This window comes from Ottowia oryzae (genome assembly GCF_003008535.1).
Taxonomy (GTDB): Bacteria; Pseudomonadota; Gammaproteobacteria; order Burkholderiales; family Burkholderiaceae_C; genus Ottowia; species Ottowia oryzae.
Genome location: NZ_CP027666.1, coordinates 2,175,306 through 2,201,987, shown reverse-complemented (window position 1 = coordinate 2,201,987; position 26,682 = coordinate 2,175,306). Strand labels below are relative to the sequence as shown.

Sequence of the window (26,682 nt, the reverse complement as noted above, 5' to 3'; positions counted from 1 at the left end):
TTGCGAAAGGCGATATTCACTACCGTCGGCGGCGAATGTAAAGCACGCCCCGCCGCGCGCGTGTAGCGCAGCGGACATGGCCCGGCCGCCCCTTGCCCCCACAATGCCCCGCCATGGAGCTGAACCACGAAACCATCGACACCCCGCCGCGCGATTCGGCCAGCGTGGTCATGCTGCGCGACGGCGCGCAGGGGCTGGAAGTGCTACTGATGCGCCGCCACGCCGATTCCGCCGTGCTGGGCGGCGCCTACGTCTTTCCGGGCGGCAAGGTAGACGCGGCCGACGCCAGCGCCGACATGCTGGCGCGGCTGGACCAGCCGCCCGCCTTGCTGCACGCGCGCCTGGGCGAGCCGGGGCTGACGGCGCAGCAGGCCGCCGCCTTCTTCGTGGCCGCAGCGCGCGAGGCCGCCGAGGAATCGGGCCTGCTGTTGCTGCAGCGCGGCGACGACGAAATCGCCCTGCACAGCGCCGACGCCTGCGCCCGCCTGCGCGCGGGCGAGCCCCTGGCCGCCTTGCTGGCCGCGCACGGTGCCCGGCTGGACACCGACGCGCTGGCGCCCTGGTCGCGCTGGATCACCCCGCGCCGCCCTTCGGTGATGAACAAGCGCTTTGACACGCGCTTTTTCCTGGCCGCCGCGCCGCCCGCGCAGCAAACCCAGATCGACGATTTTGAAGTGACCGAGGCGCGCTGGCTCACGCCCCGCGCGGCGCTGCAACAGTACCGCGCGCACGAGATCGACATGGCGCCACCGCAAATCGTCAGCCTGCTGCACCTGATGCAGTACCGCGACGTGGCCCAAGCGATGGCCGACGCACGCAGCCGCACCCCGCCGCTGATCGAGCCGCAGCCCGTGGAAACCCCCGAAACCCGCGTGCTGTGCTACCCCGGCGATGCGGATCACCCCGTGCCCCAGCGCGCCCTGCCCGCCCCCGTGCCCACGCGCCTGCTGTGGCGCAACAAGCGGTTTGAGCCACCGCAGGGGTTTGCAGAATTCATCGACTGAGGCAGCTCGCCGCCTTGGCAGGCACCTGCCGCTGATTGATTCCGCCACCGAACAGGCGCTGCTCTGCGGGCGATTCTTACCGCCGTGCAATGCAGGGCCAGTTGCTACAAACAACATAGCTTCCAGCGCAAGCCGTTCAAGCGCCAGAGGCACTTTTCACCCCTAGACAGGGCGGTGCGCCTCACGCCTCGGCGTGCTGAGCCTGCGCCACATCGCGCACCCCAACGCGCGGCGCCAAGGCCGCACGCGCGTCCTCGCGGATCATGTCCGCTGCCTTCTCGCCAATCATGATCGTCGGCGCGTTGGTGTTGCCCCCGATCAGCGTGGGCATGATGGACGCGTCCACCACCCGCAGGCCGTCGACGCCGTGCACGCGCAGGCGCGCATCCACCACCGCCAGGCGGTCGTTGCCCATGCGGCAGGTGCCCACCGGGTGGTACTGCGTGTCGGCGCGATTGCGGATGTCGGCGATCAGCCCCGCCACGTCGTCCGCGCGCGTGGGGTACATCTGCTTGCCGCGCACCGCGTCCAACGGCTTCGATTCCATGACGCGCTGCTGCAGCTGCGCGCCTTTGACCAGGATGGGCAGGTCACGCTCGTCGCTCAGAAAGCGCGGGTCGATCAGCGGAGCGGTGCGCGGGTCCTTGTCGGCCAGGCGCACCTCGCCCCGGCTGAAGGGCCGCAGCAGGTCCACATGGCACGACACGCCGTGGCCCCAATGCAGCTTGCGCGCGTGGTCGTCGGCCACGGCGATCACGAAGATCAGCTGCAGGTCGGGCACCTGCACCTCGGGGCCCGAGCAGAAGAACGCGCCCGCCTCTGCAAACGGGCTGCAAATCATGCCGGTGCGGCGCTGGCGCCATTCGCGGATGGCGCTGGCGATCTTGGCCGTGCCGCGCGCCGAAAAGCCAAACGTGGCCGTGTCGGCGGGCACCCGCCAGTTCTGCACGTAGTCGATGTGGTCCTGCAGGTTCTGCCCCACACCCGGCAGGTCGTGCACCACCGGAATGCCCAGCTGCCGCAGATGGTCGGCCGGGCCGATGCCCGACAGCATCAGCAGCTGCGGCGAGCCAAACGCACCGCCGCACACGATCACCTCGCGCCGCGCGCGCACCTGCTTGAGCTGGTCGCCTTTGCCTTCGTAGTAAGCCACGCCGGTGGCGCGCCGGTTTTCCGTCAGCACGCGAGCCGACACGGCGTGGGTGATCACCCGCAGGTTGGGCCGCGCCCGATGGGGCGTGAGGTAGGCCTTGGCCGCGCTGCAGCGCTCGCCGTTCTTGTGCGTCACTTGGTAGATGAAGGCGCCCTGCTGCGTGGCGCCATTGCAGTCGGCCGAGGCCTGAATGCCCTGGGTGGCCGCCGCCTGGATGAACAGCTCGCTGAGCGGGCTGCGGTGGTTGGGGTAGGTCACGTTCAGCGGCCCGCCCGTGCCGTGCAGCGGGTCGCTGCCCATCTGCTCGTTGTTTTCGCTGCGCTTGAAATACGGCAGCACCTCGTCAAACGACCAGCCAGGGTTGCCCAACGAAGCCCAGTGGTCGTAGTCCCACCGGTTGCCGCGCACGTAGAGCATGGCGTTGATCGAGCTGGAGCCGCCCAGCGTCTTGCCGCGCGGCTGGTAACCCCGGCGGCCGTTCAGGCCCGGCTGCGGCACGGTCTGGAAGGCGTAGTTGTTGATCTTGGTCGGAATCATCAACACCGCGCCGACGGGCGCGTGGACCAGCACGCTGGTGTCGGGCCCGCCCGCCTCCAACAAGCAGACGGATACGGCGGGGTCTTCGCTCAGGCGTGCGGCCAGCACGCAGCCGGCCGAGCCCGCACCGACGATGACGTAGTCGAATTCAGGGGTATCTGGGTGCATGTCAACCTCGTTCAAAGCACGCGCCGCGAGGCGGGGGTTTCAGGCGTTACCGCGGGATCGCCACCCCGGCCCAGGTAGAACCTGAGCGTGAGGCGCTGCGCCCAGTTGCCATAGGGCGGGTGAAACAGCTTGATCGGGAAGAAGCGATGGCGCTTGAAGACCGTGCGCGCGTGCGACAGCTCGCGAAAGCCCTCTTCGCCGTGGTACGAGCCCATGCCCGAGTTGCCCACGCCGCCAAACGGCGCGTCGTGGTTGATGGTCTGCCAGCCCCAGTCGTTCAGGGTGACGCCGCCGGAATGCGTGGCTTTCAGTACCTGGTCGCGCAGGGCGGCATCGTGGCTGAAGCAATACAGCGCCAGCGGGCGCGGCCCGGCGTTGATGTGACGCACGGCGTCTTCAAGCTGGTCATATGGGAGCACCGGCAGCACGGGGCCAAAGATTTCCTCTTGCATCAGCCGCATGTCGGGCGTCAGGCCCGTGACGATCTGCAGCGGCATGCGCCGCCCCGGCCCAGGCTGCGCGCAGGCCTCGATCTGCGCGCCTTTGGCGCGCGCGTCTTGCAGCAGCGCGTCGATGCGGGCGGCCTGGCGGTCGTTGACGATGGCGGTGTAGTCGGGCGACGCGGCCAAGTCGGTGCCAAACATTTCGATGAAGCTGGCTTTGGCCTGCGCCACGAAATCGGCCACGCTCTCGCGCGGCACCAGGGCGTAGTCGGGTGCCACGCAGATCTGGCCCGCATTGGTGCCCTTGCCGTGGGCGATGGAGCGCGCCGCCTCGGCCACCGGGTAGCCGCGCGCCACCAGCGCGGGCGATTTGCCGCCCAGCTCCAGCGTGACCGGCGTCAGGTTGTCGGCGGCGGTGCGCATGACCACGCGGCCCACGGCGGGCGAGCCGGTGAACACGATGTGATCGAAAGGCAGCGCGGTGAAGTCGTTGGGGTTGACCAGCTCTTCGCCCACCACGGCCACCTGGTCTTCGGCAAACACCTCCGCCAGCATGCGGCGCAGCACCGCGTTGGTCGCGGGCGTGACCTCGGCCATCTTGATCATCACGCGGTTGCCCGCCGCCAGCGCCGCCGTGAGTGGCCCCAGCGCCAGGTACACGGGGAAGTTCCACGGCACGATCACGCCGACCACGCCCTTGGGCTGGTAGGTGACGCGCAGGCTGTTGGTGGCAAACAGCAGCTCCGGCCGGCGGCGGCGCGGGCGCATCCAGCGGCTGAGGTGCGAGAGGGCGTGGTTGATCTCCAGCGTGGAGCTCAGCACATCCAGCATCTTGGATTCGGCGTGCGAGCGAAACCCGAAGTCGGTGCAGATCGCCTGCGCCAGCGCGTCCTGGTAGCGCAGCAACTGGCGCTTGAGCTGGCGCAGCGACGCCTTTCGCGCCTGGGCCGACGGATAGGGGTTCTGCGCGTACGCGGCCGATTGCGCGGCGAACACGTTCTGCAGGCGCGCGGCGGCCTCAAGGGGCGCCGGTGCCGGGCGGTCGTCGTTCATAAGATGCTGGCCTTTTTCGATCTTGCTGCGGTATTGAGCGGCCAGTTTGCGAGCCGCCATGGCGCTTGGGGAGGTGAAATTGCGCCAGCATGGGGTAAAAAGACGCCAAGCACCCCACCTTTCGGGAAAACCCCCATGCCCCTGAACCTGACCATTTCTGAAAGCGCCAGCCCCGCCGACCTGCACCCGGCAGCGCACACGCACAGCATGCTGGGCATGGGCGCCCTGCTGGCCGAATTGCAAGCGCAGGGCGTGCCCAGCCGGGCGGTGCTGGAGGGCTCTGGCCTGACTGAGCAGCACTTTGGCGATCAGCAGGTGCGTATGTCGCACGCGCAGAAAGTCGCCCTCTACCGCAACGCGCTGCGCCTGGCCGGCACGGGCGACGTGGGCCTGCGTGCCGGGCAGCGCCAGCGGCTGTGCGACTTTGGCGTGTACGGCTATGCGCTGGTCAGCAGCCCCACCTTTGGCGATGCGGTCGCGCTGGGGGTGCGGCACATCAAGCTGGCCGGGCCGGTGCTGGAAAAGCGCTTTCGCATCGAAGGCGACACCGCCATCTTTGAAGGGCGGGACGTGCTGCAGCTGGGCGAGCTGCTGCCGCTGTGCACCGAATACTGGTTTTCGTCCATCCACCGCCTCACAGCCTGCGTGCTGGAAGCGCCGCTGCCGTCGCGCGTGCTGATGCTGCCCTACGCGCGCCCTGCCCATGCCGAAGCCTACGAGGCCATTTTTGGCTGCCCGGTGCAATTCGGCGCCGGGCGGCTGGAATGGCACTTCGACGCGTCGATGCTGCAGTTTCCGCTGCCCCATGCCCAGCCGCGCACCGCCGAGCTGTGCGAACAGATGTGCCAGCGCCTGGCGCACGGCCTGCCGGCGCAGACCGAGCTGGAGCTCAGCATCCGCACGGCGTGCATCGAAAGCTGCGGCAGCTTTCCGAAGCTGGACGAGATGGCCTGCCAGCTGGGCCTGTCGGTGCGCACGCTGCAGCGCCGGCTGTCGGAGCTGGGCAGCCACTACCAGCAGATCATGGACGACCTGCGCTCGTCGCTGGCCATCGAGTTTCTGACCCACACCACGCTGTCGGTGGACGAGGTGGGCCAGCGGCTGGGCTTCTCGGAAGCCACCAACTTCCGCAAGGCGTTTCGCAAATGGACGGGCCAGTCGCCGGGCACCTTCCGCGGCGCGATTCAACAGGTGGCCTCGGGTGCGGGCGCGCTGCACGCCGCGCCCTCTGCGGGGCAAGGCGCGGCGCTGCTGGCCTAGTGGCTTGCCGCATACCCAAGCCATCGCACCTTTGTATGCTCGTGGTGCGCGCCAGCGTGCTGCACGTCAACGCGGTGGGCGCCGTACAACGGCCCCATCGTGCTCACGCAGCCTTGAAGCGCAGTGGGGCACAGTCAAGCGCCGCAGCCTTTTTGCTACACAACTCGTAGCTGCCGGCGCTGGCTGCGCCTGCGCCAGAGCCTGATTTCTATACCAATCATTACAACAAGCCGGAGACAAGCATGCACCCCATCATTCGCCGCCAGACCGTGGGCGACATCCTTCGCCGCACCGCCCAGCGCCTGCCGAACAAGCTGGCCATCCGCTGCGGCGACACGCAGTGGACGTACGCCGAATTCGACGCCCTGGTCACCCGCCTGGCCGCTGGCCTGGCCGGGCGCGGCGTGGGCCATGGCGACCGCGTGGCGGTGCTGGCGCGCAACTCGCACGGCTTTGCGGCGCTGCGCTTTGCGCTGGCGCGGCTGGGCGCGGTGCTGGTGCCCATCAACTTCATGCTGAAGGCGGACGAAGTCGCCTACATCCTGCGCCACGCCGGCGCCCGCACGCTGGCCACCGACAGCGGCCTGGCCGAGCTGGCGCGCGCCGCCGCCGCGCAGGGCACACCCGTGGCCGACTTCCTCTGGCTGCCTTCGGAAGACCCGAGCGAGCCCGCGCCCGGCATGGCCAGCTTCTTCGAGCTTGCCGCCTGCACCGCCGCCCTGCCCGAGCCGACGCTGCAAAGCACCGACCTGCTGCAGATCGTCTACACCAGCGGCACCGAAAGCGCGCCCAAGGGCGCCATGCTGACGCACGACGCCGTGCTGTGGCAGTACGTCAGCTGCTGCATCAACGCCGAGGTGGCCGAGCATGACGTGGCCCTGCACGCCCTGCCCCTGTACCACTGCGCGCAGCTGGACGTGTTCTTTGGCCCGGCGATCTACATCGGCTCTGAAAACCACATCACCAGCCAACCCACGCCCGACAACCTGCTGCGGCTGATGGCCGAGCGCGGCGTGACCAGCTTTTTCGCGCCGCCCACGGTGTGGATCGCGCTGCTGCGCTCACCCCTGTTCGACCAGACCGACCTGAGCCGGCTGGCCAAGGGCTACTACGGTGCCTCCATCATGCCGGTGGAGGTGATGAAGGAAATCGCCCGCCGCCTGCCCAACGTGCGGCTGTGGAACCTGTACGGCCAGACCGAGATCGCCCCGCTGGCCACCATGCTTGGCCCCGACGACCAGCTGCGCAAGCCGGGGTCGGCCGGGCGCGCGGTGCTGAACGTGGAAACCCGCGTGGTCGACGACGAGCTGCGCGACGTGGCCGTGGGCGAGGTCGGCGAGATCGTGCACCGCTCGCCGCACCTGATGCTGGGCTACCTCAACGACCCAGAGCGCACCGCCGCCGCCTTCACCGGCGACTGGTTCCATTCGGGCGACCTGGGCGTGATCGACGACGAGGGCTACATCAGCGTAGTCGACCGCAAGAAGGACATGATCAAGACCGGCGGCGAAAACGTGGCCAGCCGCGAGGTGGAAGAAATGATCTACCGCCTGCCGCAGGTCAGCGAAGTCGCCGTGGTCGGCTTGCCCGACCCGAAATGGGTGGAAGCCGTGACCGCCGTGGTGGTGCTGAAAGACGGCCACGAGCTGACCGAGGCCGAACTGATCGCCCACTGCACCGCGCACATGGCCCACTTTAAGGCGCCCAAGCGGGTGATCTTTACCGACGCGCTGCCCAAGAACCCCAGTGGCAAGCTGCTGAAGCGGCAGCTGCGGCAGGCCCACGCGGCTTGAACCCGGTAAGGCTGGCGGAGTTGGCGCGGTCGGTCGATTGAATTGCTATCGGATAGATAGCTTTCTGCGCTTATTCCGCCTGCGCTAGCGCTCAAAAGCGCATCGAACCGCGCTGCGGTATGCGATATCAAGCACTGCCGGCGACGATGTCGCGTGGCGGCTTGCCTGGCGTCACATTCGCGTCACACCACCGTCATGCCGTGCGGGCACTGTCGCGGGTTCTCTCATTCAGCCTTCATCGCTTTCATGTTTCGACGCTCTACCCTCTGCCTCGGCGCCGCTTTGGCGCTCGCCGCCAGCCTGCCTGTGCACGCGCAGACCGCCTTCCCCGCCACGCTGGACGGGCACGCCGTGCTGCCCGCGCGCACGATGATTCCGGCGCCCAAGGATGCGCCGCCCGACCTGCAGACCAGCGGCAAGTTCACCACGCCCCAGCGCGTGGACCAACTGGGCACGGTGGAGGGCCGATCCAACGGGCGGCCCACGGGCGTGTCGCTGCCGTTCAAAGGCCAGCCGGCGCAGGGCCACTCGGGCATCAAGCGCATGGCGGACGGCACCTTCTGGATCCTGACCGACAACGGCGCGGGCGCCAAAGCCAATTCGCCCGACTTCATGCTGTACCTGAACCACTACGGGGTGGATTTCAAGAGCGGCCAGTTCAAGCGCCTGAAAACCGTCTTCCTGCACGACCCGGACAAGAAAGTGCCCTTTCGCATCGCCGAGGAAGGCACGCAGCGGCGCTACCTGACGGGCGCCGACTTCGACCCCGAGAGCTTTCAGTTTGCGGGCGGCGCGCTGTGGATTGGCGAGGAGTTCGGCCCCTTTCTGATCAAGGCCGATCTGAACGGCCGCGTGCTCGGCGTGTTCGACACACTGGTGGATGGCAAGGTGGTGCGCTCGCCCGACCACCCGGCCGTCACCACCGCAGGCGCGCCGGACGCGAAGGCGCCCGCGTTTCAGGTCAAGCGATCCAAGGGCTTTGAAGGCATGGCCGCCAGCCCCGACGGCAGCAAGCTGTACGCGCTGCTCGAAGGCCCGCTGTGGCAAGAAGACGCCAAAACCTACGAAGCCGTGGACGGCAAGACCGCCCTGCGCGTGCTGGAGTTCGATGTGGCGCAGCAGCAATGGACGGGCCGCTCATGGAAATACCTGCTGGAGGCGCCCCAGCACGCCATCGGCGACTTCAACATGATCGACGCGACCACCGGCCTGATCATCGAGCGCGACAACAGCGAAGGCACGGCCGACAAAGCCTGCCCCGCCGGTCAGCCGCGCCCGGATTGCTTCAGCGACCCGGCCAAGTTCAAGCGCGTCTACAAGGTGGAACTGACCGACGCCAACGCCGGCGGGCCGCTGCGCAAGGTCGGCTACATCGACCTGCTGGCCATTCAAGACCCCAAGCACCTGGCCCGCAAGCCGTTGACCGACGGGGTGCTGAAGTTCCCCTTCTTCACCATCGAGAACGTGGACGTGGTGGACGCCACGCACATCGTGGTCGGCAACGACAACAACCTGCCGTTCAGCAGCAGCCGCGAGCCCAACCAGGCGGACGACAACGAGCTGGTGCTGCTGGAGGTGGGTGACTTTCTGCGGGCGCGTTGACTTTCATACGCAGCGCCGGTTCGCTATTCAATAGATAGCTGCTGGCGCTTGCTGTACCTGCGCCAGAGGCACAAAACGCTTGTCAATCAATGCGCCGCTGCCGGCTTCTTGCCGCGCAGCTTCTGGATCAGCGTGACCGCGCCGACCACGATGGCGCCGGTGACGATGCCGACGGCGGCGTTGGCCAGCATCTCCACCAGCCAGCCGATACCGCCCGCGCCCTGCGCCCAGCCTTGAATGAGGTGGTGCAGCGCGGGCACGCCGTGGGCGATGATGCCGCCGCCCACCAGGAACATGGCGGCGGTGCCGGCCACCGACAGGAACTTCATCAACCAAGGCGCCAGCCACAGAATGCCGCGCCCAATGGCCTGGGCCGTGCTGCTGGCTTTCTGGCTGAGCCACAGGCCCAGGTCGTCCAGCTTGACGATGCCGCCCACCAGGCCGTAGACGCCCACCGTCATGATGATGGCGATGCCCGTGAGCACCGTGAGCTGCGTCCAGAAATCCTGCCCGGCCACGGTGCCCAGGGTGATGGCGATGATTTCAGCCGACAGGATGAAATCGGTGCGCACGGCGCCTTTGACCTTGTCTTTTTCCAGCGCGGCCAGGTCGACGTTCGGGTCGGCCAGGGCGGCTTTCAGCTCGGCGTCGTGCGTGTCGGCCTCGGGCTGGTGCAGGAATTTGTGCGCCAGCTTTTCAAAGCCTTCAAAGCACAGAAATGCGCCCCCCACCATCAGCAGCGGCGTGACGGCCCAGGGGGCGAAGGCGCTGATGGCCAGCGCGGCGGGCACCAGGATGGCCTTGTTGACCAGCGAGCCCTTGGCCACGGCCCACACCACCGGGATTTCGCGGTTGGCGCTGACGCCGGTGACTTGCTGCGCGTTCAGCGCCAGATCGTCACCCAGCACGCCAGCGGTTTTCTTGGCCGACAGCTTGGTGAGCACGGCCACGTCGTCGGCCATGGCCGCGCTTTTGCGTGCGGCCACTTTGGTCATGACGGCCACGTCGTCCAGCACGGCGGCGATGTCGTCGATCAGCAGTAACAAACTGGATGCCACGGGCGCTTTCCCTCTCGTTGTTTGAATGGTTCTGAGGCGCGGGGCGCCTGGCGTTTACAGCACAAAATCGGCCTCTGGCGCCCGGCTATCCTGCGCCAGCCGCTCTTGAATAGATAGCAACCAGGCGCCGATCGCGTCGGCGTCGTTGACCAGGCGCAGCACGTCGAATGCCTGCTGCGCCTCGGGGTAGGCGTGGCGCAGGTAGTTCAGCCAGAGCTTCAGCCGACCGGCGCGGTGGCGGCGCTCTACGCGCGCGCTGACGTCCGCCCAGAAATCCACCAGCAGCGCCTCGATGCGGCGCCATGGTAGGGCCTGCACGGCCGGGTCGGTGTCAGACGACGGCGCGCCGTGGCTGGCGGGGCGCGCGTCCGCGATTCCACCCGCCTGCGCAATGGCCAGGGCCAGGCCGGGCCGGCGCACCATGCCGCGGCCCATCATCAGCGTGGTGCAGCCGGTCACAGCGCGGCAGCGCTGCGCGTCGGCCACGCTCCAGATATCGCCGTTGGCCACCATGGGCAGACGCACGGCCTGGCGCACGCGGGCAATCGATTCCCAATACGCCGGCGGCTTGTAGCCCTGCGCCTTGGTGCGCGCGTGCACCGTCAGCTCGCTGGCGCCGGCGCTCTCGATGGCGCGGGCGCAGTCCAGCAGGCGGCTGTCGTCCTCGTAGCCTAAGCGCATCTTGGCCGATACGGGCACGTGCGCTGGTACGGCGCGGCGCACGGCGGCGACGATGGCGTGCACCAGTTCGGGCTCATCCAGCAGCACGGCGCCGCCGCGGTGGCGGTTGACGGTTTTGGCGGGGCAGCCAAAGTTCAGGTCGATGCCGGGCGGGGCCAGTTCGGCCAGGCGCGCGGCGTTGTCGGCCAGGCAAACCGGGTCAGAGCCCAGCAGCTGAGGGCGCACCGGCACGCCGGCGCGCGTGCGCCCGCCGCGCAGCAGCTCTGGCACCACGCGGGTGAAGCTGCGCGTGGGCAGCAGCTGGTCGGTGATGCGGATGAATTCGGACACGCAGCGGTCTACCCCGCCAGCGCGTGTCAGCAGCTCGCGCAGGCCGTGGTCCAGCAGGCCTTCCATGGGGGCGAGGATCAGGGTCACTTGGGCAGTATCTTTCTTCGGGGCGGCGGGCGGCATGGTGTGGGGCGCGGGGGTTGGGCGCTCATTCCAGTGTTGCGCCAGATCAGGGCTTGTCAAGACCGCCGGGCGGCCGGGCCGCCAAACAGGCAGATTGTGGCCGCTGGTGCGCGCCTTCGGTACACCTTTGGCCTTGGGGGTGCGTTACCATCGTCTGGAACGATCCCGCCGTGGCATGCGCCTTGCCAAGACCTTGAACCCAAGAACAACAATGCCAATCCGAATGACCCCCGCGCACCTTGCCCTGAGCGCCCGCTGGATGGGCGCCGTCGCCTTGCTGGCCGGCTCCGCCGCCATGGCGCAAACACCGCCGGTTGCGGCCCCCGCACCCGAAGCCGCTGCACCGGCCGCCGTATTCGGCGACGCGCGGCAAGGCACATTCAAGACCGTGCAGGGCGAAGTCACGGTGGTGCGCGGCAACGTGCGCAGCGCCGCCGTGGTGGGCAGCCCACTGATGGCGGCCGACCGCGTGCTCACGGGCGCCAAAAGCGCCGCCGCCGTCACGCTGAAGGACGGCACAGTGCTGGCGCTGGGCCCGGACAGCTCGGTGGATCTGGCTTCCTTCCAGTTCGACCCCACCACGCAGGGCGGCAACATGCTGGTGAACCTGGCGCGTGGCACGCTGCGCGTGGTGACCGGCATCATCGCCAAGGTGCAGCCTGAGCAAGTCAAGGTCACCACGCCGACCACCGTGATTGGCGTGCGCGGCACCGACTTCATCGTGGAGGAAAACCTGTGAAGCTCACCGCTGCCCTCAGCTTGTTGCTGGCCCTGCTGGCCGGCTGCGCGCCCGCCACGCGTGTGGTGCTGCTGCCGCAGGAAGGGCGCCAGAGCGCCGTCGTGGTCGAAGCCGGTGGCGCCACCACCACCCTGGCCCAGCCGTATACCGAGGCGCTGGTGTACCCGCGCCAGCCCCTGGAGGTAGACCAGATTTCGCCCGAGAAGGTGCAGACCCGCTACCGCGAGCTGCTGGCTGCCCAACCCGCCCCGGAAGAGAAATTCACGCTGTACTTTGAGACGGGCGGCGCCCAGCTGACGCCCGAATCCATGGCCCAGCTGGCCGATTTGATTTCGCGCGCGCGGGCACGCCCGGGCGGCGAGATCATCGTGACCGGCCACACTGACAGCGTGGGCGCGGGCCCGGCCAACGACCAGCTTTCTCTGCAGCGCGCCAGCGCCATCCGCGACCTGCTCGTCGCGCGCGGGTTTGACGCTTCGCGCGTCGATGCCGTTGGCCGCGGCGAGCGCGAGCCCATCGTCGTCACCCCCGACAACACGCCCGAGCCGCGCAACCGCCGCGCCGAAATCACCATCCGCTAGAGGCCGCATGCGCTTGCCGTCCCGGTTCCAACACGCCGGGCGCTGGGCCCAGCGCTCGCTGTCGGTAGCCCTGCTGGTGCTGGCGCCCGCCGTGCTGGCCGCTCCGAAGTTCGAGGATTCCATTGCCCAGCGCACGCTGGCGTGCACCGCCTGCCACGGCGACCAGGGGCGCGCCGGGCCCGATGGCTATTACCCGCGCTTGGCGGGCAAGCCAGCGGGTTACCTGTACAACCAACTGCTCAACTTTCGCGACGGGCGGCGCCACTACGGCCTGATGGCGCGGCTGGTTGACCCGCTGTCTGACGCCTATCTTTACGAAATCGCCCAGCACTTTGCTTCGCTGAACGTGCCCTACCCGGCCCCAACGGCGGCTGCCCCGCGCCCGGCAGAGCCCGTGCTGGCCCGCGGGCGAGACCTGGCCTTGCAGGGCGATGCCGCCTTGCGCCTGCCCGCCTGCGTGCAGTGCCACGGCCAGGCACTGACCGGCACCCAGCCCGCCGTGCCGGGCTTGCTGGGCCTGCCGGTCGATTACCTGATGGCCCAGCTGGGCGGCTGGCGAACCGGCCAGCGCCGCGCCCACGCGCCCGACTGCATGGGCGACGTCGTGCGCCGCCTTTCCGACCAGGACGCCTACGCGGTGGTCAGCTGGCTGGCCGCCCAGTCCGTGCCGGCCGACGCGCGGCCTGCCGCCCAGCGCCCCGCAGCCCCGCCCGATACGCCCGACCTGAGATGCGGCAACGCGCCCATCCCCGAGGGGCGCCGATGAAGTTGCTGAAATGGTCCGCCGCCGCCTTGGTGGCGCTGCTCCTGCTGTTGTCGGCCTGGGTCGCCTGGTTCAACTACGGCATGACGCGCGTGGCGGACGACGCCATCGCGCCCGCCGCCAATGCCGAAATGGTGGCGCGCGGCGCCTACCTGGCCCGCGCGGGCAACTGCATCGCCTGCCACACGGTGCGCGGCGCCAGCACCGGCGCCGGTGGCCGGCCCATCGCCACGCCCTTCGGCACCTTGTTCACCAGCAACCTGACGCCCGACGCCGACACCGGCATCGGCCAATGGAGCGCCGCCGCCTTCTGGCGCGCGCTGCACTTTGGCCGCTCGGCCGATGGCCGCCTGCTGTACCCGGCCTTCCCCTACACGCACACCACCGCCTTGACGCGCGAGGATTCCGACGCGCTGTTCAGCTACTTCCGCAGCCTGCCGCCGGTGCGTGCGCAGGTGCCCGCGCACGAATTGCGCTGGCCCTATGGCACCCAGGCGGCCTTGGCGGTGTGGCGCACGCTGTACTTCCAGCCTGGCGCCAAGCCTCCGCTGCCCCCAGGTCCGGCCGACGCCGATGTGCAGCGGGGCGCCTACCTGACCTACGCGGTCGCGCATTGCTCGGCCTGCCACACCGCGCGCGATGCGCTGGGCGGGGGCGACTGGCAGAGTCTGCGCGGTGGCGTGTTGGCCAGCGAAGGCTGGTACGCGCCCTCGCTGGTCTCAGCGCGCGAGGCGGGCATGGCCGACTGGCCGGTGGACGACATCGTGCAGTTGCTGCGCACCGGCGTGGCGCCGCATGGCCAGGTCAGCGGGCCGATGACCGAAGTGGTCACCCAGGGCACGCAGTACCTGAACGAGCCCGACCTGCGCGCCATGGCCAGCTACCTGAAGGCGCTGCCATCCACCGAGGGCGCCGCGCCCCGCACCGCAGCGGCGCCGGACGTGCGCTCCAGCGCCGTGGTGCTGGGTGAAAAACTCTATCAGCAGCACTGCGCCGACTGCCACGGCAGCCAAGGCCAGGGCGTGCCCGGCGCCTATCCGCCCCTGGCAGGCAACCGCGCAGTGACCATGGCGCACACGCAGAACCTGCTGCAAACGGTGCTGTACGGCGGCTTTACACCCGATACCGCCGGCCACCCCCGGCCGTACGGCATGCCGCCGTTTGCGCTGACGCTGGGCGACACCGAAATCGCCGCGGTGCTCAGCTACCTGCGCACCAGCTGGGGCAACGCCGCGGCAGAGGTGTCGCCGCTGGACATCAACCGCATGCGCGCCAGCACGGCCGGCAACCTGCGCCAGTAAGGCGGCCACGCGGGGCGCCGCCTCACCGACGGGGTGACGTGCCCTGGCAGCACCCGTAGCGCGCCCTCGCCCCAGCACGCCGCACCCCAGCCGCGCAGGCTTCACGCCTATACTTTCGCCGAATAACCCAAGCCCGCGGGCGGCGCTGGCTTTGGCCAGCCGGCAGAGTGGGCGCATGCAAGGAGGCCGAGGATGGCGTTGAACTGGTTTTCACTGCGGCGAACGGGCGCCGACCGGCGCACCCCGGGCGCAGAGCCCGATGACGTCGCCGATCGTGGCCGAACCCCGGCAGGCCCAGGCGCCGACAGCCCTTCGGCCGATGGCCAACCCCTGTCCTGGCCCGAGATGGTTCGGGTGATGGGCCAAGAGGTGTCATCTTCCCTCGCCGCCGCCAGCGACCAGCTGGACCGCCTCAACCGTCTTGAACCCAGCCTGGTCAGCGGGCTGGGGCCGCTGCGCGACGCCATCGAACGCGCCCGTCAGGCCGGCCTGGCCGCCCAGCAGGTGCTGCGCCTGCACGAAGACCCGCCCGCCCAGCAACGCGAGGTGCTGAACCTGGCCGACGTGGCGCGCGCCGCGCTCACCGCCCGTGGCGAATGGTTCAAGCGCCGCCACGTCCATGTGCGCCAGGGCCTGGCGCAGGCGCAGGTGGTGGCCGATTCCAGCATGGCGTATTCGCTGATCGACGAGCTTTTGCAGTGGGCGGGCCAGCTGTCCAGCGAAGTCGTCATCGCGGTGGACAAATCGCAGCGCAGCGGCCGCGCACGCCTGCGCGTATCGGCGTGGTGCGACCCTGCCACCCTGCCCGAAGGCAGCTGGCGCAGCATGCGCTGGGTGCTGTGGCACCAACTGGCGCGCGCGATGGGCGCGCAGGCCCAGATGGAGATGCGCAACGACCATGTGCGCGTCACCCTCAGCCTGGCGGCGCCCACCGAGGCGCAGCTGTCCACCGCCATGGACGAATTGAACGGCCAATCCAGCGTGTCGGCCGTGATTCAAGGCTGTCGCGTGCTGATCGTGTCCACCCTCGCGCAGCGCCGCGCGCAGTGCCTGCAGGCGCTGGCCGGCTACGGCGTGCTGCTGGACCAGGCCGACAGCATGGGCCAAGCCATGCGCGTGGCCGAGCAGCATCTGCCCGACGCCCTGATCTACGACGCCGCCGTGGCCGGCCCTGCGATGGAGCAGCTGCGCGACCGCATCAGCGCACGGTCGGGCACGCAGCCCGCCGTGATCGAAATCAACGAGCAAGTGGGCGCCACCGAATTCCAGGCCTCCACCATCGGCACGCTCTCCACCGGCCGCGTGGCGGCAGGCTCGCTCAAGCAGGCGCTGGGCCCCGCGCTGGTGTTCGAGCTGTGCAAGGTGATCTAGGCCCCGCAGTGCGCCCCAGCGCGGCCATACTCAGGTTTTGATAGCTGCCAGCGCTTTCTGGATGGGCGCTGGCGATGGTTTTTTTTTGAAACTAACAGCGCCCGCGCGCCAGCCAACACCGCCATGTCCCCTCACCTGCCACGCCTGGGCCACGCCCTGCACGAGCTGCTGCGCACCCGGCGGACTGCCGCGCTGGGCACGCTGGACGCCAGCAGCGGCGCGCCCAGCGTGTCGATGGTGCCCTTTGCCATCGACGCGCACGAGCGCTGCATCGTCCTGCACCTGAGCGGCCTGGCCGCCCACACCACCAACCTGCTGGCCGACGCACGCGCGTCGCTGCTGATCGCGGCCCCCGAAGTGCCCGGCGCGCCCGTGCACGACCTGCCCCGCATCACGCTGGACGCGCTGGCCAGCACGCCCGCGCCCGATTCACCCGCAGGCCGCAGCGCCCACGCCGCCTACGTGCAACGCTTTCCTGAGGCCGCTTTCATGACCGGCCTGGGCGACTTTCGCTTTGTCACCCTCGTGCCCACCGGCGCGCGGCAGATCGCCGGCTTTGGCAGCGCGCGCAGCGTGCAGGCGGCTGAGATCGCGCAAGTGCTGGCCATGGGCACGGGCGACCAGCCGCCAGCGGGCGCTTGAGTGGCGCGCGCCGACAGCGTTGACCTGGGCTTTGGCCGTGACAGTCGCTCCTGATTCCATAGCTGCCAGCGCTTATGCAGCCTGCGCCAATGGCACTTTTGACTCATCACCCTCTTTGGTCGTCGTGCACGAAGACGCGCACCTGCTGGTGCTGGACAAGCCCAGCGGCCTGCTGGCCGTGCCCGGCCGCGGGCCAGACCGCGCCGATTGCCTGAGCGCCCGCGCCCAACAGCGCTGGCCCGACGCGCTCATCGTGCACCGGCTGGACCAGGCGACCAGCGGCCTGATCGTGCTGGCGCGCGGTATCGACGTGCAGCGCTGCCTGTCCGCCGCCTTTGCCGAGCGGCGCGTGCACAAGCGCTACGAGGCGCTGGTGCACGGGCAAATGGTGCTGCCCGCCGTGCCGGACGGCGATGCCACGCAGGCTACCTCCCCGGACATTGCCGATGACGACGACCGCGCCAGCGAGTGGGCGCTGATCGACCTGCCGCTGATCGTCGACTGGCCGCGCCGCCCGCGCAGCAAGGTCGATCCGCTGCTGGGCAAACCCAGCCGCACGCGCTGGCGCCCGCTGGCGTACGACGCCGCCACCCACACCACGCGCGTCGCGCTGGAACCCATCACCGGCAGGTCGCACCAGCTGCGCGTGCACCTGCTGGCGCAAGGCCACCCGATCGTGGGTGACGCGCTGTACGACGCGCCCGACCAGGCGCCGCGCCTGATGCTGCACGCCTGCACCCTGGCCTTGCGGCATCCGGTGACGGACGCGCCGCTGCGCTTTGCCAGCGCGGTGCCGTTCTAGGTCGGTGGCCTGCGTGGCGCGGCGGCAAAAGACATCCCCATCGCCGTTGGCCCGCAGCCCGCGCCGCAGCGCCCCGCCGCGTGAGGTCGCCACAGCCAGCGCCGCGCGGCAGCACACCCTGGTGGAATCGGCATGGGCGAGACCCCCAAGGCTTGCAGCTTGGACCCGCTTGCTTGACCAGATCAAGCCCGCATGTTCGGGCGTGAAAAACGGGTTGGCGCGCGACACGGCGGCAAGCATCTGTCCTACGCCTTTGGCCGGGGCGCGGGCCTAAAGTGGCGCCGTTGAATAAGCCTTTGTACAGAAAGAAAGAGGAACCATGAAAATGAACAAGCTCCAACTCCGCTCCATCGGTCTGGCCATTGCTGTGGGCCTGGGCAGCGTTGCCATGATCGGCTGCACGACCACGCCCGCCGGCTCTGAGGCCTCTGGCCCCAGCGAACGCGCCGCCATGGACAAAAACGTGGACGCCACGCTGTCGCGCCTGTACACCACGGTGCCGGGCTCGCGTGAAATGCTGCAGCGCGCCGCGGGCACGCTGGTGTTCCCGTCGGTGGTCGGCGGCTCGTTCGTCGTCGGCGCCGAATATGGTCGTGGCGCACTGCGCGAAGGTGGCCGCACCACCGGTTACTACAGCACGACTGCAGGTTCTATCGGCTTCCAGGCCGGTGGCCAATCCAAGGCTGTGATCTACGTGTTCAACACACGTGAAGCGCTGGAAAAATTCAAGAACAGCAAGGGCTGGACGGCCGGCGCTGACGCCACCGTGGCCGTGGGCAAGATCGGCGCCAATGGCTCCGTCGACACCGAAACCATGAAGCAGGCCGTGAGCAGCTTCATCCTGACCAACGTCGGCCTGGAAGCCGGCGCTGCCGTCGGCGCCGCCAAAATAACGCAGATCAGTCTGTAAGGCTGCGCCTGCCGCCCGGCGCGCCTTGTGCGCGCCAGGTGCATCCGAGGCAAGAAAGAGGCTGGTGACGGCCTGAGCACCCTCAAAACGACCCAAGCCGCCGCGTGCGGCTTGGGTCGTTTTGAAGCTTCGGACTCTGTTGGACATGCTGCATCACGCGAATTTGGTAGATTGCCCGACCATGACGAGCGCAAAAGAGCACATCTACATCCTGACCGGCGCATCGCGCGGCATGGGCCTGGCCATGGCGCGCCAATTGCTTGCCCCCGGCAACGTCGTTCTGACGCTGTCGCGCCGCGTGAACGGCGATCTGGCACCACTCGCGGCCAGCGCGGGCGCCGCACTCACGCAGTGGTCCACCGACCTGACCGACGGCACTGCCGCCGCCACGCACCTGCGCGGCTGGCTGGGCGACATCTCGCCAAACCGGTTCGCAACGGCCACGCTGATCAACAACGCGGGCGCCATTCCGCCCATCGTGCCGCTGCGCGACAGCCGCCTGGCGGATCTGGGCAACGCCCTGCGCGTGGGACTGGAAGCGCCCATATTGCTGGCCTCCGCATTCCTGAACGCCACGCGGTACTGGCCTGCGCAGCGCAAGGTGCTCAACATTTCTTCCGGCCTGGGCCGCAAGGCGATGGCCTCGCAGTCCGCCTATTGCGCGGCCAAGGCAGGGATGGACCATTTCACACGCTGTCTGGCACTGGACGAGGCGCAGCTGCCGAACGGCGCGAAGGTGTGCTCTCTGGCGCCCGGCGTGATCGACACCGACATGCAGGTGCACCTGCGCGGCGCCGACGCGGCGGCTTTCCCCGACAGGGCGAGCTTCGAGCAGCTCAAGCAAAGCGGGCAACTCACCTCGCCCGAAGAGGCCGCCCGCCGCGTGCTGGCCTATCTGGCGCGCGCCGACTTCGCCAGCGAGCCTGTGGCGGACGTGCGGCAGGCGTAAGCATCGGCGTCCGCGGCCCTTTCTCAGCCCGCGCGCCTCGGTTCAGGGCACGCGTGCAGACTTGGCATCTGCTATTGAATAAATAGCTACCCGCGCTCTATCCATGGGCGCTGAAGGCACTTTTAATTCAAAAACTGCGCCGCTCGACTGCGGCCGAAGGATCCAGGCCGCCGGGCACCTGACGCGCCCTGCGGTCAACGCTCATCCGCTCTCATACCCCATTGCGTTCAATCCGTCAGAAACCGTTCGCACTGAGCTTGTCGAAGTGCATGCACCGCGCAGGGCTTCGACCCTTCGACAAGCTCAGGACAGGCCAGGCTCAGCCCGAACGGTTCTTATATTTTTGAGGGCGGATTCTTATCAGTACAGCTGCGGCACGATCATGCTTTGCGGCACCGGGTGGCGCACGTAATCTTCGTGCCGCTCGCGCGCGGGCAGTACCACTTCGGGCCGCGGTGTCTCGTGGTAGGGCAACTGCGACAGCAGGTGGCTGATGCAGTTCAGGCGCGCGGCTTTCTTGTCGTCGGCCGGCACCACCCACCAAGGCGCTTCCGCGATGTTGGTGCGGTGCAGCATGTCTTCCTTGGCGCCGGTGTAATCCTCCCAGCGCCGGCGGCTTTCCAGGTCCATGGGGCTGAGCTTCCACTGCTTGAGCGGGTCGTGAATGCGGCCCAGAAAGCGCAGGTGCTGCTCTTCGTCCGAGATCGAGAACCAGTACTTGATCAGCACGATGCCCGACCGCACCAGCATCTTCTCAAACTCGGGCACGCTGCGGAAGAACTCTTCCAGCTCATCGTCGGTGCAAAAGCCCATGACGCGCTCAACGCCCGCGCGGTTGTACCAGCTGCGGTCGAACAGCACCATCTCGCCGCCCGCAGGCAGGTGCGGCACGTAGCGCTGAAAGTACCACTGCGTTTTTTCGCGGTCGTTGGGCGCGGGCAGCGCCACCACGCGAGCCACGCGCGGGTTAAGCCGCTGGGTGATGCGCTTGATCACGCCGCCCTTGCCGGCCGCGTCGCGCCCTTCAAACAGGATGACCACCTTGCGTTTGGTGGTGGCCACCCAGTCCTGCAGCTTGACCAGCTCGCCCTGCAGGCGAAACAGTTCGCGAAAGTAGTGCTGGCGGGCGTTCTTGTAATCGTCGCCATCCGTCAGCACCCCGGCCAGCTGGTCGATGTTGCGGTCTTCCAGCTCCATCTCCAGCTCTTCATCGAAGCCATCCAGCAGATCGCCCCGCAGGCGGCGGATCAGTTCATCGTCACTCACTTGAGGCCTTTCAGCGCATCTTGTCCAGCGCGCGAGCGTAAGACGGATTTATGACCACATCGTGACAGTCACATGGGCGGCTGATCCCAGGCGCCACCCGGCCGAGTCGGTGCATACTGGTTGCGTTGAATTTTCACCTTTACCCACCCCAACGAGGAGATAGCAAAATGGCCCGTGAAGTCGTCGTCGTCAGCGGAGTGCGCACCGCCATCGGAACCTATGGCGGCAGCCTGAAAGACATTGCCCCCGTCGATCTGGGCGCCATCGTCGTCAAGGAAGCCCTGGCTCGCGCGCAGGTGGAAGGCAATGAAGTCGGCCAGGTCGTCTTCGGCCACGTCGTCAACACCGAGCCGCGCGACATGTACCTGTCGCGCGTGGCCGCCATCAACGGTGGTTGCGCCAAGGAAACGCCCGCGTTCAACGTCAACCGCCTGTGCGGCTCGGGCCTGCAGGCCATCGTCAGCGCCAGCCAGGGCATTCTGCTGGGCGACTACGACGTGGCCATCGGCGGCGGGTGCGAGGTCATGAGCCGCGCGCCCTACGCCAACCTCACCAACCGCTGGGGCGCCCGCATGGGCGACACCAAGCTGGTCGACATGATGGTCGGCGCCCTGCACGACCCCTTCCACACCATCCACATGGGTGTGACAGCCGAAAACGTGGCCAAGGAATACACCATCACCCGCGAAGACCAGGACGCGCTGGCGCTGGAAAGCCACCGCCGCGCCGAACAGGCCTGGGCCGAAGACCGCTTCAAGGGCCAGATCGTGCCCGTCATGCTGAAAAGCAGGAAAGGCGAAGTCGCGTTCGAGAAAGACGAGCACTTCCGCCCCGGCGCCAAGCTGGAAGACTTCCAGAAGATGAAGCCCGTCTTCGTGAAGGAAAACGGCACCGTCACCGCCGCCAACGCCTCGGGCATCAACGACGCCGCCGCCGCCGTGGTGCTGATGGAAGCCGCCGCCGCCCAGGCGCGCGGCGCCAAGCCCATGGCCCGCCTGGTCGGCTACGCGCTGGCGGGCGTCGAGCCCAAGATCATGGGCATCGGCCCCATCCCGGCATCGAAAGCCGTGCTGGCCAAGACCGGCCTGAAGCTGGACCAGATGGACGTGATCGAAGCCAACGAAGCCTTCGCCGCCCAAGCCTGCGCCGTCACCAAAGGCCTGGGCGCCGACCCGGCCAAGGTCAACCCCAACGGCTCGGGCATTTCGCTCGGCCACCCCATCGGCGCCACGGGCGGCGTTATTACTGTCAAGGCGATCTACGAATTGCACCGCACCGGCGGCAAATATGCACTGGTCACCATGTGCATTGGGGGTGGCCAGGGCATTGCGGCAATTTTTGAGCGGATGTAAGTCGCCGTAGGACCCCATCACCCCCGCCGTCCATCCGTCGTTTTTAGGTTTGCCTAAATGACTGATCGACTGGGTTGTGTGGGGGTTTTGGCGGCCAAACGTGCTTATCCGACCGACGGCCCCACTCTGGCCGTCGTCTAATTCTAGTTAGCCCGCTCCAAAATCCATTTATGCAGGCCCGCATTTATTCCAGCGTTTTGCCCATCGCAAAGGTTCGGCCTTTGGGGTTTGGCCGTTGCGCCGGGCTTCGCCTGCAATCACTGCGCGGGTTTCAAGCCCTTTTTGGCCTCTAGCGCCCGTCCCGCGTGCGCTAGCAGCTCTTTCTTTGGTAGCGTTTCGCGGGTGCGCAGCGCTTTTTCAAACCCCGTCGGGTCTAACCCGGCGGTCAAGCCGATCCGCCTTCGGCGGCCGGCTTACCTCGTTCGTTAGTCCCCTCATTTACTTCATGCAGGCCGCTATTTATCCCAGCGCTTCGCATTCCTCAAAGGCTTTTGAAGCCTTTTGGCCTCCAGCGCTTGTGCAGCGAGCGCCACCAGCTATCATTCTTGCAGCGCTGCGCCGCTTCCGTGGCACAGCGCTTTTTCGCGGGCTGCGCCCTTCTCCAAGTCCAAGCGCTCCCTTCTGGCCTTCGGGTCTAACTCTGCGCTCAAGCCGACCCGCCTGCGGCGGTCGGCTTATCTGGGCCGTTAGTCCCATCACCCCCTCTTTATGCGCGCAGCCACTTGTTCCAGCGCTTGGCCCTGCTCCAAAGGCTTTCAAGCCCCTTTGGCCTCCAGCGCCTTTGTAGCAAGCGCCACCAGCTATCATTCTTGCAGCGCTGCGCCGCTTCCCTGGCCCAGCGCTTTCTCGTGGGCTGCGCCCTTGTCCAAGTCCGGGCGCTTCCTTTTGGCCTTCGGGTCTAACTCTGCGCTCAAGCGGACCCGCATTCTGCGGGCCGCTTACCTTGGCCGTTAGTCCCATCACCCGCTCTATGCGCGAAGCCACTTATTTCAGCGCTCGGCCCTGTTCCAAAGGCTTCCAAGCCTTTTTGGCCTCCAGCGCTTGTGCAGCAAGCGCCACCAGCTATCATTCTTGCAGTACTGCGCCGCTTTCGTGGCCCAGCGCTTTTTCGTGGGCTGCGCCCTTGTCCAAGTCCGGGCGCTTCCTTTTGGCCTTCGGGTCTAACTTTGCGGTCAAGCGGACCCGCATTCTGCGGGCCGCTTACCTTGGCCGTTAGGCAGCAAGAATGCAGCGTCTCACGAAGATCGAGGACACATTCCTGGTCACAGGCCGAGGGTTGGTCGTAGTGCCCGGGCCGTTAAGGTCCGAAGTAGCGGGTGGTGCAGACATTCCGGTTGAACTGCGGCTTCCCGATGGAGCAGTGCTTAACGCACGAGCTTCCCTTCAGCACTTCCACCAGTCACCGCCGCCGCCACCCCATATCGCAAGGCAATGGGGCTGCATCCTCTCCGGTGTCACGAAGGAGCAAGTCCCTATTGGCACCGAAGTATGGAGGCACGATGCTGCCTAACCAGTCCCTCGAGCCGACTCGCGTCGGCAAGCCGCCGCTCGCGGCTCAGCTTCAACGTTAGGCGCCTATGGACCAACGGCTCGTTACCCATCTCGAAGCGTCTTTCGCCTTGCGCGAACTACCGGAAGCGGAGGTTCGTGATACGGTGCTCATGGGGCTTACTTGGCCCACTGAATATTGGGCAGGTCTGGCCATTGGCTGGCTAGAGCAAGGCGCACCGCTCGACGCAGAGCTGGCTGCGGCGCTAGAAGCCATTACTTCGAAGCCGTTCTCGCAAGGTGTGAGGCATCGAGCGCGTGCCCTTGCACGTCAATGGCAACGCACGCAGTCGGTGCCTACCCCCTCCTTCAAGCGGACGCCTGACAGCGCCGCTTAAGTCAAACGTTAGAACTCATGACTCGTCCTGGCCTTGATCGAAACGGAGTGGTTGTTGAAATTGGCGATAAGGTTCGTCTGTTTGACATTCGTCCTTCGATCCTCAAACGCCTCACAGGATCCGAGCATGTAGATGTTTCATCAATGCTTGAAACAGAAGTGACAGTTTTCGATGTGTATGAAGACGGCCAAGTTTGGGTTTGCTTATATTTTCCGCGTGGAAGTGGCGAGACTGAAGTGCACGCCATCGCAGTGGATAGTCATGCTATCGAACGTGTTGGTGGTGAACACGTCGGTTTCGTCTAACCCTGCGCTCAAGCGGACTGGTCTTCGGCCAGCCGCTTAGCTTTATCGTTAGTCCGCTCAGTTCTGGCATATTTAAACCCTATGCCTATTCCAGCCACATTCAGCCTCTCCAGCGTTGTGCCGCTCGGTGTGGCACGGCTCGCGGGGCTTCGCCATTTCGGGGCAGTTTTGGCCGCCAGCGCAGGTACCACCTGCGCACGCAGCTCTCTTCTTGGTAGCATTGTGCGCTTGCAAAGCCTGCTTGTTTCAGCTGCTGGGTCTAACCCGGCGGTCAAGCGGACTTGCCTACGGCAAGCCGCTTACCTCGTCCGTTAGGTGCCACAAGATCTATGCGCTACTTTCTTTCTGCTATCTGGGCTTGTCTGGCGGTTGGTTGGCTGTCCGGCATTTCACTCATCGCGCGGTTGATTGGCGGGTACAAATACATTGAGCACATGGGCCAAACTCGCACCGTCCTCATGCTCTCGCTCATGGCTGCTGGTTGCCTCGTAGCTGCAGTTGTTCTTGCAGTTTGGCGTCGGCTGCCTGCGCTATTGTCTTGGTGCGTGGGCGCTGTTGCGGGCGTGCATTTATTCAACGCGTTAGGCATGCTCATTCTCTTTAACACGAATGGGCATGCTCCTCCCCTTGTCATGCTGCCCTTTCGGCTTGTGTCGCTTGCAGTTCCTACTACCACCCTGTTTGCCGGCGTGCCCCCGGGAAATGCGTCTCTTCTGATTCTTCCCGTCGTCACGTTGCTTGTCTTGCGCATTTCGGTAGCGACAGGGAGAGTTAGTCCAACGGCAGCGAGTGCCACCTAACCTGCCGCTCAAGCGGACTTGCCTACGGCAAGCCGCTTAGCTTGGCCGTTAGTCCCCTCATTTACTTTATGCAGGCCGCTATTTATTCCAGCGCTTCGCATTTCTCTAAGGTTTTCCAAGCCTTTTTGGCCTCTAGCGCTTGCCAGCCCAGCGCTACCAGCTATCATCCTTGCAGCGCTGCGCCGCTTCCGTGGCGCAGCGCTTTTTTGTGGGCCGCGCCCTTCTTCATGGTTGGGCGCTCCCTTCTGGCCTTCGGGTCTAACTCTGCGGTCAAGCGGACCCGCATTCTGCGGGCCGCTTACCTTGGCCATTAGGCAAGAGGTCACGCAATGGGCACGACCGGACATGCGACAGGAATGGCAGGCGAGTTCCATGCAATAGAAATATTGCATCGTTTGGGACATCAGCCTGCCCTCACGCCAGGAAACGCTAAGACAATCGATATTTTGTCCAAGGCTCCGCCAGGAAAAATATAAGAAATATCAGTGAAGGCCATTCGTGCCGGCGGCAAGTGGAGCATGGGGAATGAAAACCATGCTACGCACAACAATCTGGTGTTCATGTTATTTTGGCACAGGACTTTCAATGACATAAGCACGAACCCAGAAACATGGATTATTCCTGCAACGGAAGCAGAAAATCAAGCACCCTTGGCATGGGCAATTTTGTTTATATCGCTACAAAGAGCATATACACTTACTGGATCCATATAGAAATGCGCGGAAGTATGTTGCCTAACATTTCGTCGCAGCCGACCGTCTACGGCGGCGGCTGAACTCAAGCCTTAGCCTTCACACTATGCACATCGATTGGAAAAAGCGGCTTTACAACTACGTTCCGGACATTGCGCCTGAAGTTCCGTCGCTTGGTGCCATTGCAATCCGGGTGCTGGTGAGCATTACCACTGGAATGTGGCTAACCTTCCTCCCGACATACTTTTTCATTATCTACATGCTGCATGAGAAGTTCTTTTCGTATGACTTCTTCTCTGATGGTGTTTTTGGCTTAAAGACTTTCCTAGTTGTGCTTCTTGTGCTGCTGTTGGTTACAGCGTTCTATCTATGGGGTTTTCTCCTCCTAGGCAAGAAGGCTTGCATTGCGTACACGAAGCCCGACCGGAAGGACTACAACATGTACAGATGGCTGACTTACCTTATGCTGGCCCTTTCTGTTTTTATGCATGCGATTTTCTATGCATTTGGCAGCGAGACTAATCACGAGATACGTGTACTTTCGTTTAGTCTTATCGGTTTTATTCTCGTATGGGCTATCACTTCATTTCTTGGTGCCAATCTCATCAAGAAAGTTATCAACTGGGTGCCTTCTGTCGCATTTATTGTGCTTAGCGCCACAATTCCCGCACTTAATGCGGACATCACGGCCGACCTAGTACGAATTGGCCTTATCAACTTCAATGTGGGCGGTGGAGTTCATGCAAAAGTCTTCAGCACCGACAACCCCGACAAGATAATTTATGAAGGAAAGCTACTATTGCTTACACCTAATAATGCATATTTCCGCGAAGGAAAAAAAAGTTACAAAATCATCAAGCAGAGTGAAAACATTACCGTTTCAATCGGCAAAGGCTAACCCTGCGGTGCACGGGACGCTGTGAGATAAAGCGTCGCGCAGCGTCCCTGACCTTGAACGTTGGGCCGCAAAGGAACCGTGTTGGAATGGCTAGCGCCGTGGAATCCCGCCGAAGCAGTTGGCGAGCGCCTGACCCATCAACCCGGAGAACTACAAGCAAGATCAACGGCTTGCGGGTTGTCCAGAGCGGACTACAAACGGTCATTGCGCTGCCTATTCT

The 26,682-nt window shown here is 66.0% G+C and carries 26 protein-coding genes; 21 read left to right on the top strand and 5 right to left on the bottom strand.

Going from position 1 to position 26,682, the window contains the following annotated elements:
• Positions 1 to 113: 113 nt before the first annotated feature.
• Positions 114 to 1,004 carry an NUDIX hydrolase gene (locus C6570_RS10210; protein WP_106703105.1) on the top strand — a complete coding sequence of 297 codons (891 nt, stop codon included), beginning with the start codon at positions 114 to 116 and terminating at the stop codon, positions 1,002 to 1,004.
• Positions 1,005 to 1,185: 181 nt separating this feature from the next.
• Here the strand turns inward: C6570_RS10210 and C6570_RS10205 are convergent, their stop codons facing one another.
• A complete protein-coding gene (locus tag C6570_RS10205) occupies positions 1,186 to 2,862 on the bottom strand; it encodes a GMC family oxidoreductase (RefSeq protein ID WP_106703104.1) in 1,677 nt (558 codons plus the stop codon).
• Between the two features lie 11 nt (positions 2,863 to 2,873).
• The gene (locus tag C6570_RS10200; RefSeq protein WP_342747925.1) at positions 2,874 to 4,418 is read right to left on the bottom strand and encodes a coniferyl aldehyde dehydrogenase; all 1,545 of its coding nucleotides are present in this window, start codon (positions 4,416 to 4,418) and stop codon (positions 2,874 to 2,876) included.
• A 75-nt stretch (positions 4,419 to 4,493) separates the two neighbouring features.
• On the opposite strand from C6570_RS10200, the gene C6570_RS10195 reads away from it, so the two are divergent.
• The 3 genes from C6570_RS10195 (at position 4,494) to C6570_RS10185 (ending at position 9,013) form a co-directional block, all read left to right on the top strand.
• Entirely contained in the window at positions 4,494 to 5,618 is a 1,125-nt protein-coding gene (locus tag C6570_RS10195) for an AraC family transcriptional regulator (RefSeq protein ID WP_164675524.1), read from the top strand.
• Between the two features lie 242 nt (positions 5,619 to 5,860).
• Entirely contained in the window at positions 5,861 to 7,411 is a 1,551-nt protein-coding gene (locus C6570_RS10190) for an acyl-CoA synthetase (protein ID WP_106703101.1), read from the top strand.
• 246 nt (positions 7,412 to 7,657) lie between these two features.
• Entirely contained in the window at positions 7,658 to 9,013 is a 1,356-nt protein-coding gene (locus C6570_RS10185; protein ID WP_106703100.1) for an esterase-like activity of phytase family protein, read from the top strand.
• Positions 9,014 to 9,099: 86 nt separating this feature from the next.
• Here C6570_RS10185 and C6570_RS10180 read toward each other — a convergent pair whose 3' ends face one another.
• Positions 9,100 to 10,071 (bottom strand): DUF808 domain-containing protein, encoded by a 972-nt coding sequence (locus C6570_RS10180; RefSeq protein ID WP_245896157.1) that lies wholly within the window; start codon positions 10,069 to 10,071, stop codon positions 9,100 to 9,102.
• Positions 10,072 to 10,125: 54 nt separating this feature from the next.
• The gene (locus tag C6570_RS10175; RefSeq protein WP_106703099.1) at positions 10,126 to 11,205 is read right to left on the bottom strand and encodes a tRNA dihydrouridine synthase; all 1,080 of its coding nucleotides are present in this window, start codon (positions 11,203 to 11,205) and stop codon (positions 10,126 to 10,128) included.
• A gap of 223 nt (positions 11,206 to 11,428) precedes the next feature.
• Between C6570_RS10175 and C6570_RS18150 the strand changes: the two genes are divergently transcribed.
• The 9 genes from C6570_RS18150 to C6570_RS10130 all read left to right on the top strand — a co-directional run bounded on the left by C6570_RS18150 (position 11,429) and on the right by C6570_RS10130 (position 19,263).
• Complete coding sequence (locus C6570_RS18150; protein WP_164675523.1) at positions 11,429 to 11,944, top strand: FecR family protein; 516 nt, start codon at positions 11,429 to 11,431, stop codon at positions 11,942 to 11,944.
• Positions 11,941 to 12,525: an OmpA family protein gene (locus C6570_RS10165; RefSeq protein ID WP_106703098.1), complete on the top strand. Its 585-nt coding sequence runs from the start codon at positions 11,941 to 11,943 to the stop codon at positions 12,523 to 12,525. The genes C6570_RS18150 and C6570_RS10165 overlap by 4 nt, the downstream gene beginning before the upstream one ends.
• Positions 12,526 to 12,532: 7 nt before the next feature.
• A complete protein-coding gene (locus tag C6570_RS10160; RefSeq protein ID WP_123812244.1) occupies positions 12,533 to 13,291 on the top strand; it encodes a c-type cytochrome in 759 nt (252 codons plus the stop codon).
• Entirely contained in the window at positions 13,288 to 14,589 is a 1,302-nt protein-coding gene (locus tag C6570_RS10155) for a cytochrome c (RefSeq protein ID WP_106703097.1), read from the top strand. Before C6570_RS10160 ends, C6570_RS10155 begins: the two co-directional genes overlap by 4 nt.
• 192 nt (positions 14,590 to 14,781) lie before the next feature.
• A complete protein-coding gene (locus C6570_RS10150) occupies positions 14,782 to 15,960 on the top strand; it encodes a hypothetical protein (protein WP_106703096.1) in 1,179 nt (392 codons plus the stop codon).
• 123 nt (positions 15,961 to 16,083) lie between these two features.
• Positions 16,084 to 16,602, top strand: a complete 519-nt coding sequence (locus C6570_RS10145; protein ID WP_106703095.1) for a HugZ family pyridoxamine 5'-phosphate oxidase — start codon at positions 16,084 to 16,086, stop codon at positions 16,600 to 16,602.
• A gap of 58 nt (positions 16,603 to 16,660) precedes the next feature.
• Positions 16,661 to 17,404: an RluA family pseudouridine synthase gene (locus tag C6570_RS10140; RefSeq protein WP_425437926.1), complete on the top strand. Its 744-nt coding sequence runs from the start codon at positions 16,661 to 16,663 to the stop codon at positions 17,402 to 17,404.
• Between the two features lie 325 nt (positions 17,405 to 17,729).
• Positions 17,730 to 18,314, top strand: a complete 585-nt coding sequence (locus C6570_RS10135; protein WP_106704634.1) for a BPSL1445 family SYLF domain-containing lipoprotein — start codon at positions 17,730 to 17,732, stop codon at positions 18,312 to 18,314.
• Positions 18,315 to 18,495: 181 nt separating this feature from the next.
• A complete protein-coding gene (locus C6570_RS10130) occupies positions 18,496 to 19,263 on the top strand; it encodes an SDR family NAD(P)-dependent oxidoreductase (RefSeq protein WP_106703093.1) in 768 nt (255 codons plus the stop codon).
• A gap of 360 nt (positions 19,264 to 19,623) precedes the next feature.
• Here C6570_RS10130 and ppk2 read toward each other — a convergent pair whose 3' ends face one another.
• Entirely contained in the window at positions 19,624 to 20,529 is a 906-nt protein-coding gene (gene ppk2, locus C6570_RS10125) for a polyphosphate kinase 2 (RefSeq protein ID WP_245896156.1), read from the bottom strand.
• A 167-nt stretch (positions 20,530 to 20,696) separates the two neighbouring features.
• On the opposite strand from ppk2, the gene bktB reads away from it, so the two are divergent.
• The 8 genes from bktB to C6570_RS10090 all read left to right on the top strand — a co-directional run bounded on the left by bktB (position 20,697) and on the right by C6570_RS10090 (position 26,462).
• Positions 20,697 to 21,881, top strand: coding sequence for a beta-ketothiolase BktB (gene bktB, locus C6570_RS10120; RefSeq protein WP_106703092.1), 1,185 nt, complete (start codon positions 20,697 to 20,699; stop codon positions 21,879 to 21,881).
• Between the two features lie 501 nt (positions 21,882 to 22,382).
• Positions 22,383 to 22,571, top strand: a complete 189-nt coding sequence (locus C6570_RS10110; protein WP_106703090.1) for a DUF1010 domain-containing protein — start codon at positions 22,383 to 22,385, stop codon at positions 22,569 to 22,571.
• 18 nt (positions 22,572 to 22,589) lie between these two features.
• Positions 22,590 to 22,835, top strand: a complete 246-nt coding sequence (locus tag C6570_RS10105) for a DUF1010 domain-containing protein (protein ID WP_106701887.1) — start codon at positions 22,590 to 22,592, stop codon at positions 22,833 to 22,835.
• A 16-nt stretch (positions 22,836 to 22,851) separates the two neighbouring features.
• The gene (locus C6570_RS10100; protein WP_106703089.1) at positions 22,852 to 23,097 is read left to right on the top strand and encodes a DUF1010 domain-containing protein; all 246 of its coding nucleotides are present in this window, start codon (positions 22,852 to 22,854) and stop codon (positions 23,095 to 23,097) included.
• Positions 23,098 to 23,784: 687 nt separating this feature from the next.
• Positions 23,785 to 24,072: a hypothetical protein gene (locus C6570_RS17990; protein ID WP_123812194.1), complete on the top strand. Its 288-nt coding sequence runs from the start codon at positions 23,785 to 23,787 to the stop codon at positions 24,070 to 24,072.
• 81 nt (positions 24,073 to 24,153) lie between these two features.
• On the top strand, positions 24,154 to 24,387 hold the full coding sequence (locus tag C6570_RS18585) for a DUF1010 domain-containing protein (protein WP_425437863.1): 234 nt from the start codon (positions 24,154 to 24,156) through the stop codon (positions 24,385 to 24,387).
• A 553-nt stretch (positions 24,388 to 24,940) separates the two neighbouring features.
• Positions 24,941 to 25,186: a DUF1010 domain-containing protein gene (locus tag C6570_RS10095; RefSeq protein ID WP_106703088.1), complete on the top strand. Its 246-nt coding sequence runs from the start codon at positions 24,941 to 24,943 to the stop codon at positions 25,184 to 25,186.
• A 484-nt stretch (positions 25,187 to 25,670) separates the two neighbouring features.
• On the top strand, positions 25,671 to 26,462 hold the full coding sequence (locus C6570_RS10090; protein ID WP_106703087.1) for a hypothetical protein: 792 nt from the start codon (positions 25,671 to 25,673) through the stop codon (positions 26,460 to 26,462).
• Positions 26,463 to 26,682: the final 220 nt, after the last annotated feature.

Excerpts from the sequence above, each read along its gene's own strand:
- C6570_RS10105 (WP_106701887.1), top strand. The coding sequence starts at position 22,590 with ATGCGCGCAGCCACTTGTTCCAGCGCTTGGCCCTGCTCCAAAGGCTTT.
- C6570_RS10185 (WP_106703100.1), top strand. The coding sequence starts at position 7,658 with ATGTTTCGACGCTCTACCCTCTGCCTCGGCGCCGCTTTGGCGCTCGCC.
- C6570_RS10130 (WP_106703093.1), top strand. The coding sequence starts at position 18,496 with ATGACGAGCGCAAAAGAGCACATCTACATCCTGACCGGCGCATCGCGC.
- C6570_RS18585 (WP_425437863.1), top strand. The coding sequence starts at position 24,154 with ATGCCTATTCCAGCCACATTCAGCCTCTCCAGCGTTGTGCCGCTCGGT.
- C6570_RS10195 (WP_164675524.1), top strand. The coding sequence starts at position 4,494 with ATGCCCCTGAACCTGACCATTTCTGAAAGCGCCAGCCCCGCCGACCTG.
- C6570_RS10145 (WP_106703095.1), top strand. The coding sequence starts at position 16,084 with ATGTCCCCTCACCTGCCACGCCTGGGCCACGCCCTGCACGAGCTGCTG.
- C6570_RS10190 (WP_106703101.1), top strand. The coding sequence starts at position 5,861 with ATGCACCCCATCATTCGCCGCCAGACCGTGGGCGACATCCTTCGCCGC.
- C6570_RS10200 (WP_342747925.1), bottom strand. The coding sequence starts at position 4,418 with ATGGCGGCTCGCAAACTGGCCGCTCAATACCGCAGCAAGATCGAAAAA.
- C6570_RS10175 (WP_106703099.1), bottom strand. The coding sequence starts at position 11,205 with ATGCCGCCCGCCGCCCCGAAGAAAGATACTGCCCAAGTGACCCTGATC.
- C6570_RS10155 (WP_106703097.1), top strand. The coding sequence starts at position 13,288 with ATGAAGTTGCTGAAATGGTCCGCCGCCGCCTTGGTGGCGCTGCTCCTG.
- C6570_RS10150 (WP_106703096.1), top strand. The coding sequence starts at position 14,782 with ATGGCGTTGAACTGGTTTTCACTGCGGCGAACGGGCGCCGACCGGCGC.
- C6570_RS18150 (WP_164675523.1), top strand. The coding sequence starts at position 11,429 with ATGACCCCCGCGCACCTTGCCCTGAGCGCCCGCTGGATGGGCGCCGTC.
- C6570_RS17990 (WP_123812194.1), top strand. The coding sequence starts at position 23,785 with ATGACTCGTCCTGGCCTTGATCGAAACGGAGTGGTTGTTGAAATTGGC.
- C6570_RS10210 (WP_106703105.1), top strand. The coding sequence starts at position 114 with ATGGAGCTGAACCACGAAACCATCGACACCCCGCCGCGCGATTCGGCC.
- C6570_RS10205 (WP_106703104.1), bottom strand. The coding sequence starts at position 2,862 with ATGCACCCAGATACCCCTGAATTCGACTACGTCATCGTCGGTGCGGGC.
- C6570_RS10100 (WP_106703089.1), top strand. The coding sequence starts at position 22,852 with ATGCGCGAAGCCACTTATTTCAGCGCTCGGCCCTGTTCCAAAGGCTTC.
- C6570_RS10095 (WP_106703088.1), top strand. The coding sequence starts at position 24,941 with ATGCAGGCCGCTATTTATTCCAGCGCTTCGCATTTCTCTAAGGTTTTC.
- C6570_RS10160 (WP_123812244.1), top strand. The coding sequence starts at position 12,533 with ATGCGCTTGCCGTCCCGGTTCCAACACGCCGGGCGCTGGGCCCAGCGC.
- C6570_RS10135 (WP_106704634.1), top strand. The coding sequence starts at position 17,730 with ATGAACAAGCTCCAACTCCGCTCCATCGGTCTGGCCATTGCTGTGGGC.
- C6570_RS10090 (WP_106703087.1), top strand. The coding sequence starts at position 25,671 with ATGCACATCGATTGGAAAAAGCGGCTTTACAACTACGTTCCGGACATT.
- bktB (WP_106703092.1), top strand. The coding sequence starts at position 20,697 with ATGGCCCGTGAAGTCGTCGTCGTCAGCGGAGTGCGCACCGCCATCGGA.